We start from the raw sequence: 20,639 nt of genomic DNA on the forward strand, positions 1-20,639 counted from the left end.
GGTGGCGGCTGTTCATCCAGCCTACTACCAGGTAGGCGTAAGGTTACCGTTGCTATAGGCATTGCAGGTAAAAGTAACATACTGCGCACCTGCCTTTTGCAGGGCATCCAGGTCAATTTCTATATACTCAGCTGTTCCTATTTTATTCGGAATGCTGCGGATATCACCGCTATGTTTACAACCAGTTACTACCAGCGAGCTATAGGAGCAACGTTCTGCTTTATCAGCATAAGCCACCATACAGCTCAGGTCCATATCCATATGCTGTGCCGGCAGGCCGGTACCCCATTGCATGAACAGGCGTACAGTGTTACCTTCTACATTAAAACGGGTTCCCATTAAAGCAGACGGTAAGTCCTGCACAGTAGCGCCGCGGTCACCGATCGGCAACGGTATGTTAAACAGCTTTTCATCTATGTAGATGGTTTTAGCGGTTGTTTCAATAGCGGCAAAACGTTTTTTCACGGCCAGCACACACAGATCCACTACGGCTTCTTTCATAACATTCAGCTCCTCCGGTGCATACAGTTCCAGCAGCTTGTTGGCCGGCACTCTTTTGCTTACGCCTCCCAGCGGTTTTACTGTACGCTCATTAGCTGCATCAAAATAGATCTCTGCATACATGCTCAGGGTAAATACCAGGCGGGCCGGTACTTTATCAATAATCTCTGCAAAAGCGGCAACCGTTACCTCACTTCCAAACCACAACATGTTGGCAAACAGGGAGCGTGCAAACAAACCCGGGCGTTCTTTCAACAGCTCAAAGGTGCTTTCCGCATCAAAACGCAGACGGTAGTGTTCCACGTAGGCCTGCCATACATCATACTCCTGTTTATAGAATTTATCCATCAGAATACGCAGCTTTTCAAAGCAGGCACGTTTGCTATATTCGGCCAGGCGCAGCGCACGGATAAAACGTACCCACATTCCACGTTTAGCGTGCATCATTTCACACATCTGTACCGGTTCCAGGTTCATATTGTTTAACCAGTTAGCTACCATCAATCCATCTTTACGGGTGTATTTCAGCTTCAGGTCTTCTTTACTTTTTATACGTGTCTGCGCACTGTTATCCTGCTGCCAGGCAATGTGCCGGCTATTGCGCGCGGTACGCTTGACTATAGTTTTAGGTGCTACCAGCTGTAAATAACCGGTATGTTTATACCACAGGTAGCGCAGGATATCTGTTGGAGAGGTCCACAAGGCCTGTGCTTTTTCCGGGCATTCCAGTTTTATAAAGATATCTGCAACGGCCATCAGCGTTTCCTTTATACCTATCTTTACCTGCGGCAAAGGCAATATTTCCAATAATAGCTGCAGGCTGTTCATCTGCGTGGCATCCAATGCTGTTTTGGATGTTAGCAGGTCCTGCAAATAAGCAGCAGCATCCTGCAGGTTCCACAATTCCAGCACTTTTAATTCCTTATTCTGTTTATAATTTTCAATGGCGCCAAATTCAAAGGGTGTACCGCAGAAAGGACAGCCGTTATAACGGTGCAGGGGGAACGCCTGTTCCGGTATAATATGATTACAAGGTAAGCGTACACCCTTTGCCTGTAAAACGGTAGCAAAGAAGGTAGCAATATGATCTGCTTCAGATTCGCCGGTAGGGATATCCCAGTTCTTTACCAGCGGGGTCCAGTTCTTATGTAAACCCAGCACCTCTTTTAAAGATTCCAGTATGATGAACTGGTAAGCAGGTACGGTCGCGATCAATGCTTTTAACAGATCTTCAGAAACACCGAAACCTAATTTAGACAGGTTAGCCAGCAGCATACCGGTGTCTGTTCTTAACCGTTTACCTTCCTGTAACAGGGCGTTATCAGGAATAAAGATGGCTTGCTGGCGGATACTAACGGTTAATAATTGATTCATCATTGTTTTTAATTTTTATAACCAGATAATTTTGCTGCTGCTTTTACCAAAAAAATTGAAGTAAGCAACAATTGACCTAAGTTTCGTGAAGCAGGCCGGGTTCGAACCGGCGACCCACATATTAACCGTGGGAGTAAGTTTTAATTGACCTGAAGATAATTTTAAAACTTCATGATGTTGCTCTACCAACTGAGCTACTGCTTCTTTTACAGGCGATAATTGAAAGAGTTTTTTCGTTAAAGGAATTTGAAGTAACTCATTCTTGACCGTTCCTGATGACACAAAGATGGCCACTCGTGTGCGCAGTCCACCTGCGCAGGTGAAAATATTTTTAAAGATTTTTTTATTTAGCTGGTTTATAGTGATTTAAGTCTTGAATTAGGTTTCAGAAACAACGGTTACGGCTAAACTGCGCAGGTGTATTGCGTAATTAAAAGGGTTCTATTACTTTTACGGGGTAATCTGAACTAATAAACCGGTATTTTAACAGGTACCGGTAATAGTAACCCAACCCACATGTCCATAAATAAGCTGGCGCTGATGCGCTATAAAACCATTGATGAATGTTTGCGTAACCGTTACCGTAAATGGACGCTGGAAGATCTTATTGAGAAAATAGCGAACACTTTATATGAGCAGGAAGGCATTACCTCCGGTGTAAGCCGGCGCACCGTACAGGCGGATATCCAGATCATGCGCAGCGACAAGCTGGGATATAATGCCCCTATTATTGTGCAGGAGAAGAAATATTATACTTACAGCGATGCCGCCTACAGCATTACCAGCGCGCCTATTAATAATGCGGATGTGGAGAAGATGAAAGAGATCGTAGGCATCCTGAAGCAGTTTAATGGGTTCAGCTATTTTGAAGAAATGAGCGAGATGATCACGCGGCTGGAAAATAACCTGTACCGGCGTACGAACGAAGGACGTAACTGCATACAGTTTGAGAATAACCGGCTGCTGAAAGGCCTGGAACATATTAACCCACTGTATCAGGCCATTTTGCATGAACGGCCCTTGCTGATCACGTATAAATCTTTTAAGGCAGCTGCTGCGCAGGAAAATATTTACTTCCCTTATTTACTGAAAGAATATCGTAACCGCTGGTTCCTGATTGCGCGGTCTAAAAAAGGAAAGCTGCTGCTTACCATGGCGCTGGACCGTATTGTGGGCTTCCAGGAGCTGCCTAAAGAACCGTTCATCGCCTATGACGGCATTGACTTTGACCGGTATTTTGACGACCTGTTAGGCGTGACCAAAACGGAGAAAGACCGCCCTCATAAAGTGATCCTGCATATAGATAAATACCATGCGCCCTATGTGCTGACAAAACCGATCCATCATTCCCAGGAAGTGCTGAAAGAAGATACGGATGGGAGTATTATTATAAGGATTGATGTGGTGCTGAATTTTGAATTAGAGCGGGAGCTGTTAGGGTTTGGGGAGTATATAAAAGTATTGGCGCCGAAGATGCTGGCAGGGAAGATCCGGAAACGGCTGGATATGGCGAGAGGAAAATACAGGCCGGACGGGAAGGATGAGGGTGACCTGGAGGGATGATTGCTTTTGTACAATTTTTCATAGTTTTGCACTTCCGAAAAATTTCGGCTGCTGACATCTCTGCAAGGGGCAGATGTTCCTACCAAGCCCCAGGATCTAATCTTTTTTATACAAATTAAAGAACATGACTTCTATTGCATTTTATTGCGATGCCAATAGCATTGAGCAAAATGCTATGACGCAATTACAGCAGTATGCACAGCGGCCGTTTGTAAATGCCATTTCCGCTTTTACAGATATCCATTACTGTGCAGAAAAAGCGCTGCCCGTAGGGGTGGCGTTTCAAACCACCGGTCACGTATACCCGCTGATCACCGGCAAGGACATTGGCTGCGGCGTAATGTACCTGAAGATCAATAAAGCGCACTGGTTAAAACCGTTTGATAAAAAGGCGCATTTCCAGGCCCTCTACTTTGCACATCAGCAAATGACAGACGACGGCCTGGGTGGTGGTAATCATTTTTTGTCTATTGAGGAAGACAGCGAGGCGGTGTACATCATTTGCCATACCGGTACCCGCGACAGGGGTATTGCACTGTACCAGGAGTGTTTGCAGCTAACACGGGATTATTCCCGCGCCTGCGGTCAGGAGGTGGATTATGTGCACCGGGATTTTCTGCAGGCCGGTTTCCTGCGTTATTATGATCAAACCTTAGGGTTTGGATATGAACGCCGCAAGAACTTCTGCATTAAAACGCTGATCTTTTTACAGCAGGCCAATTACCTGGTGTGTGAGAAAAGCGGTATTGACAAAAACTACCTGCGTACAAATTTTAAGGACGCAGCGCACCAGGGGATGTTGAATGGTACGCCTTATGTATTGGAAGATTCCATTCATAACCACCTGCGATTTACTGAAAAAGACGTGCTGCACCGCAAAGGCAGTACAGAGCTGGAAGCTGGTAAAACAGTGGTGATACCATTGTCTATGTCCAGAGGCAGCCTGCTGGTGCAAACCGCTTCACAGCCCGCGGCTGAAGCGGCGCTTTATTCCTGCTCCCATGGCGCCGGCCGGCGATTGTCCAGGTTTGACGCCATGAAATACTGGAAAACCGTATTAAAGGAAAAGGAGCGCAAAGCTTACAAAGCACAATTTGCGGAGCTGCTGAACCGGAGCGGGGATTTTCCGCATGGGTATATCCAGGAGTTTGATTTTGCGTACAAGGATGATGCGGATATTTTTAAGCATCAGCCTCATTTGAAGAAAGTGACGCAGACTAAGCCGGTTGTAACAGTGAAGTATACGGAGATTTAAGTGGCGCCTTTATGTTTGAAGTGCCTTCAAAAGTGTTTAGCTTTTGGAGGCACTTTCTGTTTAGGAGAGCTTTGCTTTTTAGAGCGTTTTACAACCTGGTTTGAAATGAATGGAGAGCCATTTTAAAGTATCTTTTTATCCATGTACCTGGTGGAATCGTATAGCCGTTTAAAAGATCTGTTTATTTCAAGTGCCTGTAACTGTTCCTTCCAGAATAAAATTACAGGCTAATATAAAAATCCTAACTATTTGCCTTTCTATTAGCGCCCAAAGCATATATTTAAATTATAATATTTATGGTTATATTTGTCATGTTAAAACCGGGACAATTCATTTTTTCGTAGCCTCCTTTATCCCTGTATACACTAATCAGTCAACCTATAGTCATGAAAAGAATTATTTTTTCCCTGATAGCTGCCATAGTACTTACCTATTTCGGCTGGCAATTAACAGACAAAGGACTTTCATCGCCATCTGATGAAAGCCTGAAAAAGTACGAACAGCTTTGCAAAGGTTCTGTGAAAACGACCGGGTTCTTAGACTCCACTTATACGGAAACGACTATCAAAGTTATTAAGGGTTCCAGCGGTACCAAGATGAACAAATTCACTTTTACATTTATGGTGGATGGCCAAACACAAACTGGCAGCTATACTACCAGTGGTATGCCTAAGAACCCGACGGTGGATGTTTGGTATGATCCCACGAATCCGGATTCTTATTTAACTAATGATCCCTGCAAACAGTATGAGTATTCAAAGGGAAAGAAGCATCCGGGGTGGTATGCTTTTATAGGTGTGCCGATGTTGCTGGTAGGTGCGGGGAGTTTGTATAGTATGTTGAAGAGAGGGTTGAAGGAGTTGATGAGTGGGGGAAAGAAGTAATAATCCGGGAAAGGTTGCTTAGGCGGACCTTTCCCGGATTAATATTTTAATTAACGGCCCCCAGTTCAAGCCCGCCACTCGCAGGACCATCTACCAGCTTCTTCACATCTGTGCCATCAATCTTACAGGAGTAAATATAATCCTGCGATGTACTACTGTTCCTCACAAGAAATATTACCCGCTGATTGTCCGGAGTGAGCTTCATTGCGCCGCCATCTGAAAGATTTAACACCAAACCGGCAGGTAGTGTTATGTTTATCTTCTGTTGTCCGCTGCCATCCAGGTTAGCTTTCCATAACTCATCAGGAGCGGTGTCTGTAGCGCGCCTGTTATATAAAATAATACTGCCGGTATTTGCAGGGCTGCTAATAGCAGAAATTTTACCTGCTGCATCTACCTGGATGGAGGTGCCGTCTACTATAACTCCACCTAATTTAGAAGTTGTTGCAGGTGTTAAAACATAAGTGCCTGTTTGCGCAGTAACATCTTTCTTACAACTTATTTGGAAAATTAAAATTGAGACTGCGAAGCTTGTCATGGCAATAGCGCCAAAGATTAGTTTTTTCATAGGTATCTGTGGTTATTTTTTAAGCTAAATGAGCAGGCATTGTATGTTAAATGCTGCATAAACCCAATTGTACTCAGTTGATAAATATAAGGAAGTTTTTCAAAACGGGGATGCGACGGTGTTATTTTTTAGGGCAAACGTGAACCGGCAACAGGTCCAATTAGCGCGGATAGGCATTTAAAACGTTTATAGTTATTATAAATAACGTATGATCCTTACGCCGACAACTAATAACAATGTAATTACAACGGTCGTCAACGCTAGTTTTCTTTTTATTTGCCGTGTTACTCCAAAATGCATTGCAATATTATCTCCCCATAAAAAGAAGACAAGAGCTCCCCGTATTAAAAGCTGGAATAAATAAGACGTAGGGTTAACGTGGTAAATGTGCTGGTATTTAAAGAACAGAAAGACCAGCCCTAATGTATTAACGAATACAAACACGCTGTCTATAAAAAAAATGATCCAACCCCAACGATGCTTTTTATACAGTAAGTACAAAGTTACCGGCATGTATATCAGCGAAAACAGCTCAAAAAACAGCATCACATTAAACCTGCTGGAAAAGCAGCTCCAATAGGTAACTGTTTCATGCAGTAAGCTGTCTCCATACTTTTCACAGTCCATCACGGCAGCAATAAAATTAATTATATCCCTGCCATTTATAAAAAAGGTCCATACATATTGAATCGCAACAACCAGCAACAAAATATTCAACCATTTTTGCGGTTGTACTTCAGTAGATGGTTGTAAAACAGGTTCTAAAAAATCTTTCGCTTTTTCTTTATAGGCAATTATGCTTTCTTTATTAAGTTGATCTACAAGGGTAATATTATTTGCTTCCTGTATGTCCGCTTCTGATACATGTCTTTCCTGCAGGATCCTGGTAGCAGCGTCAATCGCTGCAGGTTGATAGTCGTCCGGGCGGTTGACTATTTTGAGTAGATCGGCGGTTGAATAATCTTTGTATAGGTCGTAAAAATTGAAATCCATTGGGCTTTGTATAATTTCATGAATAAGGATAATGCACATCCCCTGCAAACATTGAATAAATTTATTAATAAAAATTAATTCTTTACGGTAACTAAGCCAGTAAATACAAACAGCCTGACGATCTTGTCAGGCTGTTTGTATTTACGCCCTGTGGTTTACAGGCTTTAAAACCCAGGTTATTTTATAAAGGCTTTATTAATAGTCGTTCCATCCAGTTTGATCTCATACGGCCATTGTTCATCATTGCTGTCGTTATTATCATTTAAATGTTCCCAGTGCTCAGTGGGGGCACCACTAACTACCAGCCACAGGAAAGCAGTATTTGCCGGCAAAGCAAAACTAACATCTCCGCTGGCATTGCTATAGGTATCCCCATACACACGGGAGCCGTCTGTTTTTACAGCTAAAAAGCCATATCTCCAGCCGGCCTTGTCAACTTTGATACTCTGGAATCCAGGCTGGCCGGCAAGACCCTTGAATTGTAACCGGATATTGGTGCCGGCAGCCGGCACATCCAGCCTGATAGCATTGTAGCCATAATTTTGAGGACATACATCAGGGCTGATCCTATACCACCCACTATTAGGAGACACATTCAATTTAGATATATGTTGGTTAGCATACTGTTTGGCAACAGTCTCTATCCTGGGCATGTCCCAGGTTACAAATCTCCTGGAAGCATCGAACATCTCGTCATTGAACGTCTTTTGATCTATGCCCGTGATCCGCTTATAGGTTGCAACTGCATCTTCGCCACGTTGAGCGCCTTTCCAAAGCTTTGCAACAAAATCCTTTCCCCGTTTATTGGACCAATATTCCAATACAAAAGGGGAACGGTATTGGTTGATCTCATGCAAAAAGGCATAATTGGTATACTGCATAAATGCCTGTAAATGGTAATTCTCAAAAGTTAACCAGGTGGGATATACCTGCCAAAGCATGTATTGGGATGTCATTTCAAATATGGTTTGGCCATTACTTCCCTGCGGAGAGGAAGTATATCCCCAGCGGCCATCTGCATGAACATAATATTGGAAGACATGCCCCAGCTCGTGCGCTACTGCACCAAAAGGCTGCATATTAATACGGGGAGGAGTAACCCAAAGTATCCCTACCTTATTTTCAGCGCCGCCACCATAAGCCGTACCATCTGTGGAGTTGGTTACATATATCAGCGCTTTTAGTGTGTCGGAAACGGATCTTCCTTTTTCAACAAATTTTAATGTATCTGCATAGTATTGAAAAAATCTTTCACACTCCTGGAGGATCCGGACTATATCAAATCTTTTATTGGGATCTGTATTGGTAGCCGGCGTGGCGCCAAAGTCCTTTGCCCAGAATGCTACAAAATCGTCTGATTCGGCTCTTCGTTTATTGCTGTAAAGGCTTGCATCATTGTTGTAGTCATTATTATTCGGAACGTTCCAAATGACTTTCGGGATATACACTTTTTTAGCAGCAGCAAGCGCTTTAGCGGATAGTACTTTACCCGATGGTTCGGGGATGGTTTTTTTAGAACAGGAAAAAAGGGTTGTACTGATAGCTACAATCAGGTAGAGGATAGGTTTTGTCATTTTTAGTTGGGTTTAATACTAAGATAGGTTTCGTTGTGGGTTAGTATTTCATTGTATTTAACTAAGCATGTTCGGATATTGACTGGTTGTGGATAAGCGGAGATTGGCTTGTAGCATTCGGAAGTATTTTCGGAACGTTGGATCGTTAACTTGACCGCTGAATATTACTGCTAATGACGGGCTACGTTTGTCCGCATACAGCTGCTTTTTTTACGATTTGTTTCAAGCTTTAAATTAACTTTAGCTATTGACGACTACGAGCTTTTCATGAAGCAGGTATTGATATAATAAAAGCAAAAGCCATGAAGCTTCTTCTCACTTCTGCCGGCATCAGCAACACAAGCATTCACAACGCGCTGGTTGACCTCCTGGGCAAACCCGTTGCCGAGGCAAGCGCCCTTTTCGTACCCACCGCGATCTATGCAATATCCGGCGGTACTGACATAGCACGGCGGGTGATCCGTGGATTACTAGGCGACCCTTTCTGCGAACTAGGTTGGAAGTCGTTGGGACTACTTGAACTCACCGCACTGCCTAGTATCAAACAAGAGCTTTGGATTCCCATGCTGCAGCAGACTGACGCCTTGCTTGTTGGAGGCGGCGACTGCCAGTATTTGTGTTACTGGATGAAACAGTCAGGGCTGGCAGACCTATTGCCATCGCTGCTGCACAAGACGGTCTATGTGGGCTTGAGCGCCGGGAGTATGGTGATGACCCGCTTTGGAACAACATACAATAACCATACGCTGCCAGCGGAAAGCGATAGATCATTGGGGCTGGTTGATTTTGCACTGCATCCGCATCTGGATCATGAGTGGTTCCCGGAAAATTCACTGGACAACATTGAAAAACTGGCTGCAACATTACCCATGCTGTCATATGCGATTGATGATCAGACAGCCATTAAAGTTATTGATGGTTCTATTGAGGTTATCTCAGAGGGACATTGGAAGCTATTGGGGCCGTAAGCTATGAGAGAAGTAAGTGTCTTAAAAAGCCGAACAATATTCGATATGGGAGCAAGCACCCCAACATTGCTTCGACATAACAAAAGTCGTAATTCCCCCCTTAACTTGTCGTTTTTGCACATCTGCATGTACCTGGCATTACTATACCTTTGAATAAACTAAATCAGAAAACACTTATGGCAACTCAAATCTTTGTGAACCTGCCGGTTAAAGACCTCAACAGATCTAAAGAGTTTTTCACCAAACTTGGTTACACTTTTAACCCGCAATTTACCGATGAGAAAGCAGCCTGTATGATCATCAGCGATACCATATATGTAATGCTGCTTATAGAAACTTTTTTTCAGACTTTTACTAAAAAGGAAATTATAGATGCCCACAAATCGGTGGAGTGCTCTATTGCCTTATCTGCCGATAGTAAAGATGCCGTTAACGAAATGGTACACAAAGCAGAAGCAGCAGGCGCCACGATACCTAATCCAGCCAGCGACTACGGCTTTATGTACCAACACAGTTTTGAGGACCTCGATGGCCACCATTGGGAATTTATTTGGATGGACCCTAAAGGCATGCCTGAGCATCAGAGCTAACAACTGATAGCTTCAAAAGACAGGGCAAATCTTTTTAGCTCTACATAGGAGAAATATTTGCAACTGCTATAACCGAACCTTAATAAAAAACGTAAAGGCCGGACTAAAGGATCCGGTTTTTATGTTTACGTCTATCGTGATCTACGTAGTGGCTTTTGCTAATTTACCTGAAAGCACATCTCTTCTGGTGCCAATAGCTAACTTCAACACAAGGGGAATTCTACCTAATACTTATCTTTAAGCTGTAATTTTATTACATAAAGATGCAGGTCCTGGATTCAAAACAATATATAGATCAGCTTAAGCAGCATTATCAGCACTATTTTGACCAGGCTGGAAGGAAAAACGTGCTTGATAAAGGCTCCAGGGAGAAGTTACATCCTGATTTCTCTGTACTCGAAATTCCTCCAAACAAGCGCCATGGTGTATTTACTTATTGCACGGTAGGTATGTCTGCCGATAGAATAGATGATAACCTGATTGAGCTGTTTGCCTTTTCCCCGAAAATAGACGTTAAGCTGGTTGAGCTAATGACTTATTGTGCCTCCTATCATAGAACCGGTCTGCCTCTAAATATCCATCATACCGTCAATATTGGCCAATCCTGGTTGGATAATTCCATCTGCGATCACGGTTTTATATCATTACCTTATCTGGACGGACAGAATCTGGAGCTGTTTAATTTTGAAGGCAATGAAATTCATTGTTATTGGCTTATTCCGATAACAAAAGAAGAAAGAGATTATAAGATTGAGAATGGTTGTGAAGCGCTGGAACAATTATTTGAAGAGAAAAGCCTTGATTATATTAATCCCAATCGGAAGTGCCTGGTAACGGGGAGATGATTCAATATTGATAGCCTCGGGGCACAATCTTTGATCGGTACACAAGCATGAGTAGGCAGATATTTAACCGATCCATTAAAGTTGATGGTATTGATATTTTCTACCGTGAGGCCGGAGATAGGAAAAACCCATCCATATTACTCTTACCTGGTTTCCCAACCTCGTCCGTAATGTTTAAAAATCTGATGACAGCTTTATCAGACAGGCTTCATCTGGTTGCTCCGGATTTCCCCGGATTTGGATTCAGCGCTTTTCCATCTAAAGATCAATTTGAATATTCCTTCAGGAATATTGGGACTTGTATGAACAAGTTTACGGATGAGATAAACCTAAAGACATTTACGATCTATCTTCACGACTATGGAGCTCCTGTCGGTCTTCAACTATGCTTAAACCATCCTGAAAAGATCGAAGGATTAATTGTGCAAAACGGCAATGCATACGAAGAAGGCGTTTATGGGATATGGGATGAAATGAGGGATTATTGGGAAAATCCTACTCCTGAAAAAAAGAAAAAACTTTACGCATTCCTAAGCGAAGAAGGCGTGAAGTGGCAATATACTGCAGGATTACCTGAAGAATTGCTATCAACACTAAGTCCTGAATTATGGATGCTTGATTGGGATTCGATGAAAAGGCCTGGTAATATCGATATGCAATATGAACTGAAATGTGATTATAAGAATCATATGAAAATGTTCCCTGCCTTTCAGGAGTATTTCCGTGTTCATCAACCTCCTGCCCTTGTCATATGGGGAAAATATGATCCGTTTTTTAATGTGGAGGAGGCTGCCTGTTACAAGAGGGACTTACCTGATGCCCAGGTCCATATTATTGATGGTAGTCATTGGGTGCTTGAAACAAATTTTGATGAGGTGTTGAATCTTATTAGTGATTTTTTTAAGGAGCATTGATGAGTAGCTCGTTTTTTTTTGATGAGGGCAAGAATGAGGCGCATCTTTAAAAAGAAAAAGGCCTGCATCACTGCAAGCCTTTCGTTTCTTCGCTCCCCCTGCTGGACTTGAACCAGCGACCCTCTGATTAACAGTCAGATGCTCTAACCAACTGAGCTAAGGAGGAATATTTCCCTTTTCACTAATTGAACCTCAATCGCAAATTGGGATTGCAAAAATAGGTAATTTTTGAATTTTGCAAAATCTATTCTCAACTTTTTTCAATAAACCTCTGTAATGCCCCACCCTGGCCGCTTCCCCAGACACGACTGTACCCGCAATACACCAATAACCGTAGCATAGGTGGCAAGTTTTACAAAATATCCCTTCAGAATACGGTTTTTCGAGTCACATTACCGATCATCCCCTGCGCCATTTCTTCACACCCCATCCCAAAACAATCACCTCCCATCCCTCCCCGGCATTACCAGCACCAGCCACCTTCTCCCTACCGCTCTTCCCCGCGTCTTATTATTCACAAACTCCAGATCCAGCTTGGTCACATAAAACTGCACAAATTCCCTTACCAGCTGGCAATTATACCCCTGCCGCTGCAAAGTATCCGCTTCTGAAGGGTTCATTACCAGCAATACCGGCCCGCCTGCCACTGCCTGGCGCAAACCGGCGCTATCGTATCGCTGCAGGGGTGTATGCAGGTAAAACTCCAGAGAATACGACTGTCCTTTCCAGAAATCTACCGGCACACCGGGGAAATACCGGTTCACATGCCGGGCAATGGTGCTCCCGCTCTGGTAGCGGATCATATCCGGGTACAGCACCAGGTTCAGGAAAATATTCAGCACCAGGCTAGCCGCGCAGGTACGGAAGAACACCAGCACCAGCGTACCATTGCCTAGCCAGCGGGGCAGTAGTAAGAACAGCAAAAGTCCCAGCAGCATGCAAAACAGGGCATAATAATTCAGTATTGGCTGGTAAAGCACGCCCAAACCCAATATAGCCACCGCAATAATGATCATAATGGTATACTGCGTAATGCGGAAGAATTTAACGGCCTTCATCCCCAGCACATACTGCGCCGTTAAAATGGCGAAGAACGGGAAAACGATATTCAGATAATGCGGCAGCTGGAACCGCGACAAAGAAAACAGTGCAAACGTCAGCAGCGCCCCGCTAATGCAGTAATACTCCAGGGCCTGCCGCCGATTTTTAAAGAACACCACCACCGCGGCATATAACATCACAGACCAGGGCAAAAAGGCCCACAGCGCCGTATGAAAGAAAAAAGTAGGATCCCCCGCGCCTTTAATGGGCCCCGTATTGGCGAAGCGCCCAAACTGGCTGTCCCAGAAAAAGAAACGGATACCGGAAACCCCTGTTTTGCCAAACACCACTTTTTCCGGGTGCAGGTCAAACTGCTGGTAAAGGGCATATAACTCCGGTGTAATGAATGCTGCGATCAATATAGCGGCAATCAGCCAGCGGAAATGAAGCAGCTGTTTCCATTGCTTCGTAAACACCAAATGGCCCGCAATAGCGCCGCTAATAGGTACCAGCGCAAAAATGCCTTTGGTCATAATGGCGCAGGCGGTGAGCAGCGCCCCCAGTAATACATCGTAATTGAATGTGGAGCGCTGGCTGCGGTATAAATGATACACACCTCCGATGATCAGTCCTGTTAAGTAAGGCTCCGCCCGTACATCGTTATTGGAGATCACGATATGCTCTGCAGTTAGCAAAATGCAAACTGCCCAGCGGGCCACCTGCTCATCATACAAGCGCCGGGCAAAGAGGTAGGTATAAGCAGCTCCTGCCAGCAAAAATAAAATAGCAGGGAGCTTATATGCTGCAGTGGTAAAACCAAATACCTGGTAGCTGAGGCACATCATCCAGAATGGAAAATGCGGTTTATCCAGCCAGTCGTGCCCGTCAGCAAACAGGTTCCAGTAATCATGATGCTGCACCATATACTTCGCAATACCTGCATACAGCGCACCATCCGGCTCCATAATGGTGATATTAAGGCCGGTGAAATTCATGAAAATAAGTAAACCTATTATAAGCAGGCTGACCTGCCTTTCGTTTGTATCGGAGATCATGAGGAAAAAATACAGCTATGGAATATTGATAGCACCACGTAAGGTACTATTAACAGAAAATTAATGGCTAATAGCTAACTACTAACAGCTAATTGCTAACATCACAGCCACCCAAACAGGCCGCTCTTCTCCATACCTATATATACCCCGTCCTCCCGCTTTTCAATAGGATAGGTTTTCAGGTAATATCCCTCCCCGCTGCTGTTATACCCGTTCTTAACACTAAACCGGTAACGGTGTATGGGGCACACCGCATTACCATCATTGTCAATAAAACCATCGGCCATAATACCACTGGCATGCGGGCATTTGTATGCAAAAGCGTATAGCTGTGACTGATACTGGGTACAACAGATGGTTTTACCGTTTACGTCCACAGTTATGATCTCCTGTTCTCCTACTATCAAATTCTCCGCATCTATCTTATACCAGGTGTATTGCTTGGCCATGGGTTTTATTGTTAAATGGTTACAGGATGTGTGGCGGATTCACCATCACCCTGTAACCATTCAGCTATTCTAATAAAAATATTCCGATTTGTAAGGATAGCGCTCCCGGTACAGGGTCATCACTTTATCCATAATGGTTTTACGCAGCTCCTCAATGTTGCGGCGTTCCAGGGCAGATATGAACACGCAGTTGCCATTGGTTTTCTGTTCCCAGGTTTCCTTCAGCTGACGTAAAATATCCTGTTTTACTTCAGGGGCCAGCCATTTGTCAAAGGTCTGCTCCTCGTACAAGTCCATCTTGTTAAAGATCATGATGGTGGGCTTGTCAAGGGCCTTCAGCTCCTGCAAAGTGCGGTTCACCACTTCTACCTGGTCCTCATACTGGGGATGTGAGATATCCACTACATGCAGCAGGATATCACTTTCGCGCACCTCATCCAGCGTGGATTTAAAGCTTTCCACTAAATGGTGGGGCAGCTTGCGGATGAACCCTACGGTATCACTGAGCAAAAAAGGCGTTTGCTCAAACACCACTTTACGGGTAGTAGTGTCCAGTGTGGCAAACAGCTTGTTCTCTGCAAACACCTCGCTTTTGCTGATGAGGTTCATAATGGTGCTTTTGCCCACGTTGGTATAACCTACCAGGGCTACACGAATGTATTCTCCCCGTTCCTTGCGCTGGGTGAGGGCCTGTTTGTCTATTTCGCCCAGGCGTTTACGCAGCAGGGATATTTTATCCTTTACAATACGGCGGTCCGTTTCAATTTCCGTTTCACCAGGGCCCCTGGTACCAATACCGCCACCCAAACGTTCCAGGTGCGTCCACATACCACGCAGGCGGGGCAGTATGTACTGGTACTGCGCCAGCTCTACCTGCACTTTGGCCTGTGCTGTACGGGCGCGGCGGGCAAAGATGTCCAGTATCAGGTCACTGCGGTCTATTACCTTCGCTTTCAGCACCTTTTCAATATTGGAGATCTGCGAGCCGGTTAACTCATCATCAAATATTACTAATGAAATATCTTTCCCGAAGATGAACTGCCTGATCTCTTCCAGCTTGCCCTTACCTATAAAGGTAGCCCGGTCCGGATGCGCCAGCTTTTGCGTGTACCGTTTAACGGTAATTGCGCCGGCGGTTTCTGCCAGGAAGGCCAGCTCGTCCAGGTACTCCTGCACCTGGCGTTCCGTCTGTTCCTGGTGGATCAATCCCACAATAACTGCCTTTTCCTCTTGTTGAACTACTTTCTGCTTATCTAACAATGCTTATAAAAATTTAGGCAAAATTAGTAATTCTGGACCACAGTCCACGGACAACGGTCCATAGCCCCGCCAGGCGGTTGTCTGTGCTCTGCTGGCCGTTAAGTATTTCCCGTCTTCCAAAACGATGACCATACCGGCCATTATTTACCCCGGTAATCCCAAAATCGCAGCAGGCTGTCGTCTGTAGTCCGCGGACCGTGGTCTAAATTTTCCTACATTTAGCCATCCAAAAAACCGGTTACAACCATGTATAAACCTTTTTTACTGACAGGATTATTGATCTCTACTATGACCATGGCGCAGGATAAAATGACGCCCGAGCTGCTCTGGCAGCTGGGGCGGGTGAGCGGCGAAGCTCTGACAGCAGACGGCAAAACCGTTATTTACGGTGTAACACAGTATAACATTGCCGAAAACAAAAGTGAAAAGAACCTGTACGCCATTCCCCTTACCGGCGGCGAAGCCAAACAGATCACACAACAGCCCGGGGGCGAAAACGGTATTGCCGCCCTGCAGGGCCAGCAGATCGGCTATTCCCTGAAAGACCAATGGTGGGAAATGAATGCCGACGGCACCAACGCCGTACAAAAAACAAATGTAGAAGGCGGTATGCAGAACATCCGCATCTCGCCGGACGGAAAACACATCCTGTTTTCCAAAGACGTGAAGATCAAAAAAGTAAGCGGCAGCGACTTTTACCCCGACCTGCCTAAATCCAACGTGCAGATCTACGACAACCTGAACTACCGCCACTGGGATACCTGGGAAGACGGCAACTTTCAGCACGTATTTTATGCTACCTATGATAACGGCCAGGTAGGCACTCCTGTAGATATCATGGAAGGAGAGCCCTATGACGCCCCGCAAATGCCCTTTGGCGGCGCAGAAGATATGATATGGGCGCCGGATGGTAAAAGCATCCTGTACGTATGCAAAAAGAAATTCGGGAAAGATTATGCCACCAGCACCAACACCGATATTTACGAGTACAACCTTGAAACCCGCAGTACCCGCAACCTGAGCCAGGGCATGATGGGCTATGATGTAAGCCCCGTTTTTAGCCCCGATGGCAAACACCTGGCCTGGACCAGCATGGCGCAGGATGGTTTTGAAGCTGATAAAAATGATGTGGTGGTAATGGAACGCAGCAGCGGTAAGATCACCAACCTCACCAAAGAATGGGATGGTACGGCATCGGCTATACGCTGGAGCCTGGATGGTAAACAGCTGTTTTTCCTGGCCGTGATAAAAGGTACGGAACAGCTGCTGGAGATCAGCCTGCAAAAAGATATTGCCGCTACCACGGCTAAGCATATACGCCAGGTTACTACCGGTGATTTTGATATTACCGGTTTTGTAGGACAGGCAGGCAACACGCTGGTAGTATCCCGCCAGGATATGAACCATGCCACAGAGCTATTCACTGTAAGCCTTCCCAAAGGCAGCCTGCAGCCGCTAACCACTGTAAACAAAGCCGTGTACGACAAAACCGGCATGTGTAAAATAGAAAAGCGCTGGGTTAAAACCACGGATAACAAAGAGATGCTGACCTGGGTCATCTATCCGCCGGACTTTGACCCTGCTAAAAAATACCCCACCTTATTGTATTGCCAGGGTGGCCCGCAGGCAGCCGTATCACAGTTCTACTCTTACCGCTGGAACTTTCAGCTCATTGCCTCACAGGGTTATATTGTGGTAGCGCCCAACCGCCGCGGCATGCCGGGGCATGGGGTGGAGTGGAATGCATCTATCAGTAAAGACTGGGGCGGACAACCCATCCGCGATTACCTGAGCGCCATTGATGCTGTAAGCCAGGAACCCTATGTAGATAAAAGCCGCCTGGGCGCAGTAGGCGCCAGCTACGGCGGTTACTCCGTGTACATGCTGGCCGGTGTGCACAACAACCGTTTTAAAACTTTTATTGCGCACGATGGTTTATTTGACCTCAAAAGCTGGTACGGCACCACAGAAGAAATGTGGTTTGCCAACTGGGATATTGGCGCTCCCTGGGAGGCTGCTAATGCAAAAAGCCACCAGGAGTTTAACCCCAGCAATTACGCTAACAAATGGAATACACCCATCCTTATTGTGCAGGGTGGTATTGATTTCCGGGTAGGTATAGAGCAGGGCTTACAGGCTTTTCAGCTGGCGCAGCTAAAAGGCATTAAAAGCAAATTGCTGTACTTCCCTGAAGAAAATCACTGGGTATTGCGTGCGCAGAACGCGCTGGTATGGCAGCGGGAATTTTTCAGCTGGCTGAAAGAAACGCTGTAGTTGATTTACGCTTAACGCGTAATGCTGAAGGCTTAACGCTTGTTCTAACAAAACATAATCAGCTTTCAGCATTACGGGTTCCGCGTTAAGCATCATTCGTAATTGATAATCCGTAATTACAATCATATGTCCACGTCCCTCTTACTCAACACCCAAAACGGCATCGCCACCATTACCCTTAACCGGCCGGAGGTATACAATGCCTTCAATGATCCGCTGAGCTATGAATTACAGGATGCCCTGAAACAGGTAGAAAAAGATACCGCTGTGCGGGCCATTGTATTAACCGGCACCGGCAAAGCCTTTTGCAGCGGGCAGGATCTGAAAGCCTCTCAGGAAGCAGGTAACCGCAGCTTCAGCGAATCCCTGCATAAACGTTATAATCCCATTATCCGCGCTATCCGCAACCTGCCTAAACCTGTTATCTGTAAGCTGAACGGTGTGGCTGCAGGCGCAGGCTGCTCACTGGCCCTGGCCTGTGACCTGATCATTGCCAGCGAAACCGCTACCCTTATAGAGATCTTTGTGAATATTGCGCTGGTGCTGGATTCCGGCAGCTCTTACTTTTTACCACGTACTATTGGCTACCACCGTGCATTTGAGATGGCTACCAAAGCTACCAAGCTCACGGCGCCGGAAGCACTGCAATTAGGGCTGGTGAACAAAGTAGTACCTGCAGAAGAGCTGGATGCCGCTGTACAGGCAGAAGCCGCCTTTTACGCCAATGCACCTACCAAAGCCATTGCTCTCATGAAAAAAATGCTCACCAAAGGCATGACGGAGAACCTGGATGCCATACTGGATTACGAAGCCTATTGCCAGGAAATTGCAGGCCGCTCTGCAGATTATAAGGAAGGAGTAAGCGCTTTTATGGAAAAACGTAAACCGGCATTCAAAGGAGAGTAGAGAATGTGCAGATGTGCGGATAAGCAGATGTGCAAATGATGGTGTTTGCCAATGAAAAATGCGGATGCGCAAATGATCCATCATCTGCACATCCGCACATTTGCATATTTGCACATTAATTTACTACAGTCCGCTGATCGCTATCCCTATAGAATACGGCCTGATATCTAAATTGCTGCCATTATCCTTGAACAGGGGGTTCAGGTTATAAGAACCGAACAAGGCTAAGTTACCCAGGCCAATACGCGCAGTAGCAGCATAACGCCAGGAGTTAAAGAACCGTTTGTTAGCTATTTTTTCAGTATTGCGCGTGCCGCCTATGCTATTCCGTTCTTTGGTATGCGCATTCATCAGGTTACCGATCTTTACACCCAAAGCTACTTTAAAGCCTTTGTTGGCATTGTCCGGCACACTACGGTAGCGCAGCTCCAGCGGTATTTCCAGGTAAGTGGTCGCTACTTTATACTTCTTAAAAGTATTGTCGGTAGAGAATTTAGCAACATCCGTAGTAGCGTCATCCATATTCAGCACGTGGTTTTTCAGGAACACGCCGCTGGTACCAATACCTAAACCTGCTGCCAGGCTTAAATTGGTTTTATTAATAGGGAAATCGTACATGAAGGCTATATTAAAACCCCGGTTTAACCCGGTGCCTACGCTATCCGGCTTGTTGGCCCAGCCATCATACGTAAGGGATATCACCAGAAAATCCCTGGAACGGGTCACTGAGTTCATGGCTTTGTTCATAGCTTCCTGGGAAAAAACGCTCAGCGAAAACACCATCAACCCAAGGGTAAAGAATATTTTTTTCATACAGTTATAACGACTTAAAAGAAAGAAAATTAGGCAAATCTAATGGAAATAGAATAAAACAAAGAGCCCAAGCATTAAAAAAATAACCCACTACCTCGATTTCACACCCTATTTTTGACCCCTGACAGTCATCAATTCCCTTTTCCATTAACCATTAGGTTTGAAGAGCTTTAATATGCCACTGAAAAAACCTATCCTGATCTTCTTACTCATTAATGCCGCCGGCTTTACCTGGCTGCTGGTTACCGCGCGTTTACCCCTGGTAACGGACCTCTCCATTCTCCTGGTTTCCATAATAGCCCTGCTGTGGCTGAACCGTGACATGGGCCTGCTGGAAAAGGCCAAAAAAGAGCTGCAGGAAGGTGAGCACAAATATTTACAGCTTATACAAACTGCTCATGTATTACTCTATGTTACCAACAGGGGCGGCTACTTTACATTTGTTAGCAAACATGCCGCTGCCTTAACCGGGTATACGGATGCAGAGCTGCTGGGACAGCACTATTCCATGCATATTGACCCTGAAATGTATGATGAGCTGATGCAATATTACCTGCGGCAGGTCAGGGAAAAAATACCGGTTACACACCGGGAATTCCAGATCATTACCAAGAACGGGGAACGGAAATGGGTTGAGCAGGAAGTAGTAGTACTTTATAAAGATGGTGAAATGAAAGGGTACCAATGCTGGCTGAAAGATATTTCTGAACGCATTAAATATGAGCAGGAGCTGATCCATGCACGTAAAGTAGCGGAAGATGCCAAACGCCAGCAGGAAATGTTCCTGGCCAACATGAGCCACGAAATTCGTA

Annotated in this window: 18 protein-coding genes and 2 tRNA genes; 10 read left to right on the top strand and 10 right to left on the bottom strand. The window is 45.2% G+C overall.

Translation table 11 applies throughout. The features are described 5' to 3' along the window. Positions 1 to 24: 24 nt before the first annotated feature. On the bottom strand, positions 25 to 1,878 hold the full coding sequence (locus tag KVT36_RS17485) for a hypothetical protein (protein WP_217604752.1): 1,854 nt from the start codon (positions 1,876 to 1,878) through the stop codon (positions 25 to 27). Between the two features lie 83 nt (positions 1,879 to 1,961). Next, a tRNA-OTHER gene (locus tag KVT36_RS17490) sits at positions 1,962 to 2,079 on the bottom strand. 312 nt (positions 2,080 to 2,391) lie between these two features. Here KVT36_RS17490 and KVT36_RS17495 point away from each other — a divergent pair. The 3 genes from KVT36_RS17495 to KVT36_RS17505 all read left to right on the top strand — a co-directional run bounded on the left by KVT36_RS17495 (position 2,392) and on the right by KVT36_RS17505 (position 5,577). Continuing rightward, complete coding sequence (locus KVT36_RS17495) at positions 2,392 to 3,438, top strand: YafY family protein (RefSeq protein ID WP_217604753.1); 1,047 nt, start codon at positions 2,392 to 2,394, stop codon at positions 3,436 to 3,438. A 124-nt stretch (positions 3,439 to 3,562) separates the two neighbouring features. Further along, complete coding sequence (locus KVT36_RS17500; RefSeq protein WP_217604754.1) at positions 3,563 to 4,693, top strand: RtcB family protein; 1,131 nt, start codon at positions 3,563 to 3,565, stop codon at positions 4,691 to 4,693. 386 nt (positions 4,694 to 5,079) lie between these two features. After that, positions 5,080 to 5,577, top strand: a complete 498-nt coding sequence (locus KVT36_RS17505) for a hypothetical protein (protein ID WP_217604755.1) — start codon at positions 5,080 to 5,082, stop codon at positions 5,575 to 5,577. Positions 5,578 to 5,623: 46 nt separating this feature from the next. Here KVT36_RS17505 and KVT36_RS17510 read toward each other — a convergent pair whose 3' ends face one another. The 3 genes from KVT36_RS17510 to KVT36_RS17520 all read right to left on the bottom strand — a co-directional run bounded on the left by KVT36_RS17510 (position 5,624) and on the right by KVT36_RS17520 (position 8,712). Then, complete coding sequence (locus KVT36_RS17510; protein ID WP_217604756.1) at positions 5,624 to 6,145, bottom strand: hypothetical protein; 522 nt, start codon at positions 6,143 to 6,145, stop codon at positions 5,624 to 5,626. Positions 6,146 to 6,340: 195 nt separating this feature from the next. Next, positions 6,341 to 7,138: a hypothetical protein gene (locus tag KVT36_RS17515; protein ID WP_217604757.1), complete on the bottom strand. Its 798-nt coding sequence runs from the start codon at positions 7,136 to 7,138 to the stop codon at positions 6,341 to 6,343. A gap of 176 nt (positions 7,139 to 7,314) precedes the next feature. Then, positions 7,315 to 8,712 (bottom strand): DUF6055 domain-containing protein, encoded by a 1,398-nt coding sequence (locus KVT36_RS17520; RefSeq protein WP_217604758.1) that lies wholly within the window; start codon positions 8,710 to 8,712, stop codon positions 7,315 to 7,317. Between the two features lie 302 nt (positions 8,713 to 9,014). Here KVT36_RS17520 and KVT36_RS17525 point away from each other — a divergent pair, with 302 nt between their 5' ends. The 4 genes from KVT36_RS17525 to KVT36_RS17540 all read left to right on the top strand — a co-directional run bounded on the left by KVT36_RS17525 (position 9,015) and on the right by KVT36_RS17540 (position 12,029). Then, entirely contained in the window at positions 9,015 to 9,680 is a 666-nt protein-coding gene (locus tag KVT36_RS17525; RefSeq protein WP_217604759.1) for a Type 1 glutamine amidotransferase-like domain-containing protein, read from the top strand. Between the two features lie 176 nt (positions 9,681 to 9,856). Then, entirely contained in the window at positions 9,857 to 10,270 is a 414-nt protein-coding gene (locus KVT36_RS17530) for a VOC family protein (RefSeq protein ID WP_217604760.1), read from the top strand. Positions 10,271 to 10,533: 263 nt separating this feature from the next. Then, positions 10,534 to 11,115 (top strand): suppressor of fused domain protein, encoded by a 582-nt coding sequence (locus tag KVT36_RS17535; protein ID WP_217604761.1) that lies wholly within the window; start codon positions 10,534 to 10,536, stop codon positions 11,113 to 11,115. Positions 11,116 to 11,162: 47 nt separating this feature from the next. Then, positions 11,163 to 12,029 (top strand): alpha/beta fold hydrolase, encoded by an 867-nt coding sequence (locus KVT36_RS17540; protein WP_217604762.1) that lies wholly within the window; start codon positions 11,163 to 11,165, stop codon positions 12,027 to 12,029. 92 nt (positions 12,030 to 12,121) lie between these two features. On the opposite strand, the gene KVT36_RS17545 is transcribed toward KVT36_RS17540, so the two are convergent. The 4 genes from KVT36_RS17545 to hflX form a co-directional block, all read right to left on the bottom strand. Beyond that, positions 12,122 to 12,195 (bottom strand) — tRNA-Asn (locus KVT36_RS17545). A gap of 274 nt (positions 12,196 to 12,469) precedes the next feature. Beyond that, positions 12,470 to 14,125: a glycosyltransferase family 39 protein gene (locus KVT36_RS17550; RefSeq protein ID WP_254640065.1), complete on the bottom strand. Its 1,656-nt coding sequence runs from the start codon at positions 14,123 to 14,125 to the stop codon at positions 12,470 to 12,472. A 101-nt stretch (positions 14,126 to 14,226) separates the two neighbouring features. Then, complete coding sequence (locus tag KVT36_RS17555; RefSeq protein WP_217604763.1) at positions 14,227 to 14,574, bottom strand: Rieske 2Fe-2S domain-containing protein; 348 nt, start codon at positions 14,572 to 14,574, stop codon at positions 14,227 to 14,229. Between the two features lie 69 nt (positions 14,575 to 14,643). Next, positions 14,644 to 15,834 (bottom strand): GTPase HflX, encoded by a 1,191-nt coding sequence (gene hflX / locus KVT36_RS17560; protein WP_217604764.1) that lies wholly within the window; start codon positions 15,832 to 15,834, stop codon positions 14,644 to 14,646. A 246-nt stretch (positions 15,835 to 16,080) separates the two neighbouring features. Between hflX and KVT36_RS17565 the strand changes: the two genes are divergently transcribed. Both KVT36_RS17565 and KVT36_RS17570 read left to right on the top strand, forming a co-directional pair. Continuing rightward, positions 16,081 to 18,108: a S9 family peptidase gene (locus KVT36_RS17565; RefSeq protein WP_217604765.1), complete on the top strand. Its 2,028-nt coding sequence runs from the start codon at positions 16,081 to 16,083 to the stop codon at positions 18,106 to 18,108. Positions 18,109 to 18,234: 126 nt separating this feature from the next. After that, positions 18,235 to 19,014: an enoyl-CoA hydratase-related protein gene (locus KVT36_RS17570; protein WP_217604766.1), complete on the top strand. Its 780-nt coding sequence runs from the start codon at positions 18,235 to 18,237 to the stop codon at positions 19,012 to 19,014. A gap of 123 nt (positions 19,015 to 19,137) precedes the next feature. On the opposite strand, the gene KVT36_RS17575 is transcribed toward KVT36_RS17570, so the two are convergent. Then, a complete protein-coding gene (locus tag KVT36_RS17575; RefSeq protein ID WP_217604767.1) occupies positions 19,138 to 19,827 on the bottom strand; it encodes a porin family protein in 690 nt (229 codons plus the stop codon). A 160-nt stretch (positions 19,828 to 19,987) separates the two neighbouring features. Here KVT36_RS17575 and KVT36_RS17580 point away from each other — a divergent pair. After that, on the top strand, positions 19,988 to 20,639 hold a 652-nt coding region (locus tag KVT36_RS17580), incomplete at its 3' end, for a PAS domain S-box protein (protein WP_217604768.1).

This window comes from Chitinophaga sp. GbtcB8, assembly GCF_019091455.1.
Taxonomy (GTDB): domain Bacteria; phylum Bacteroidota; class Bacteroidia; order Chitinophagales; family Chitinophagaceae; genus Chitinophaga.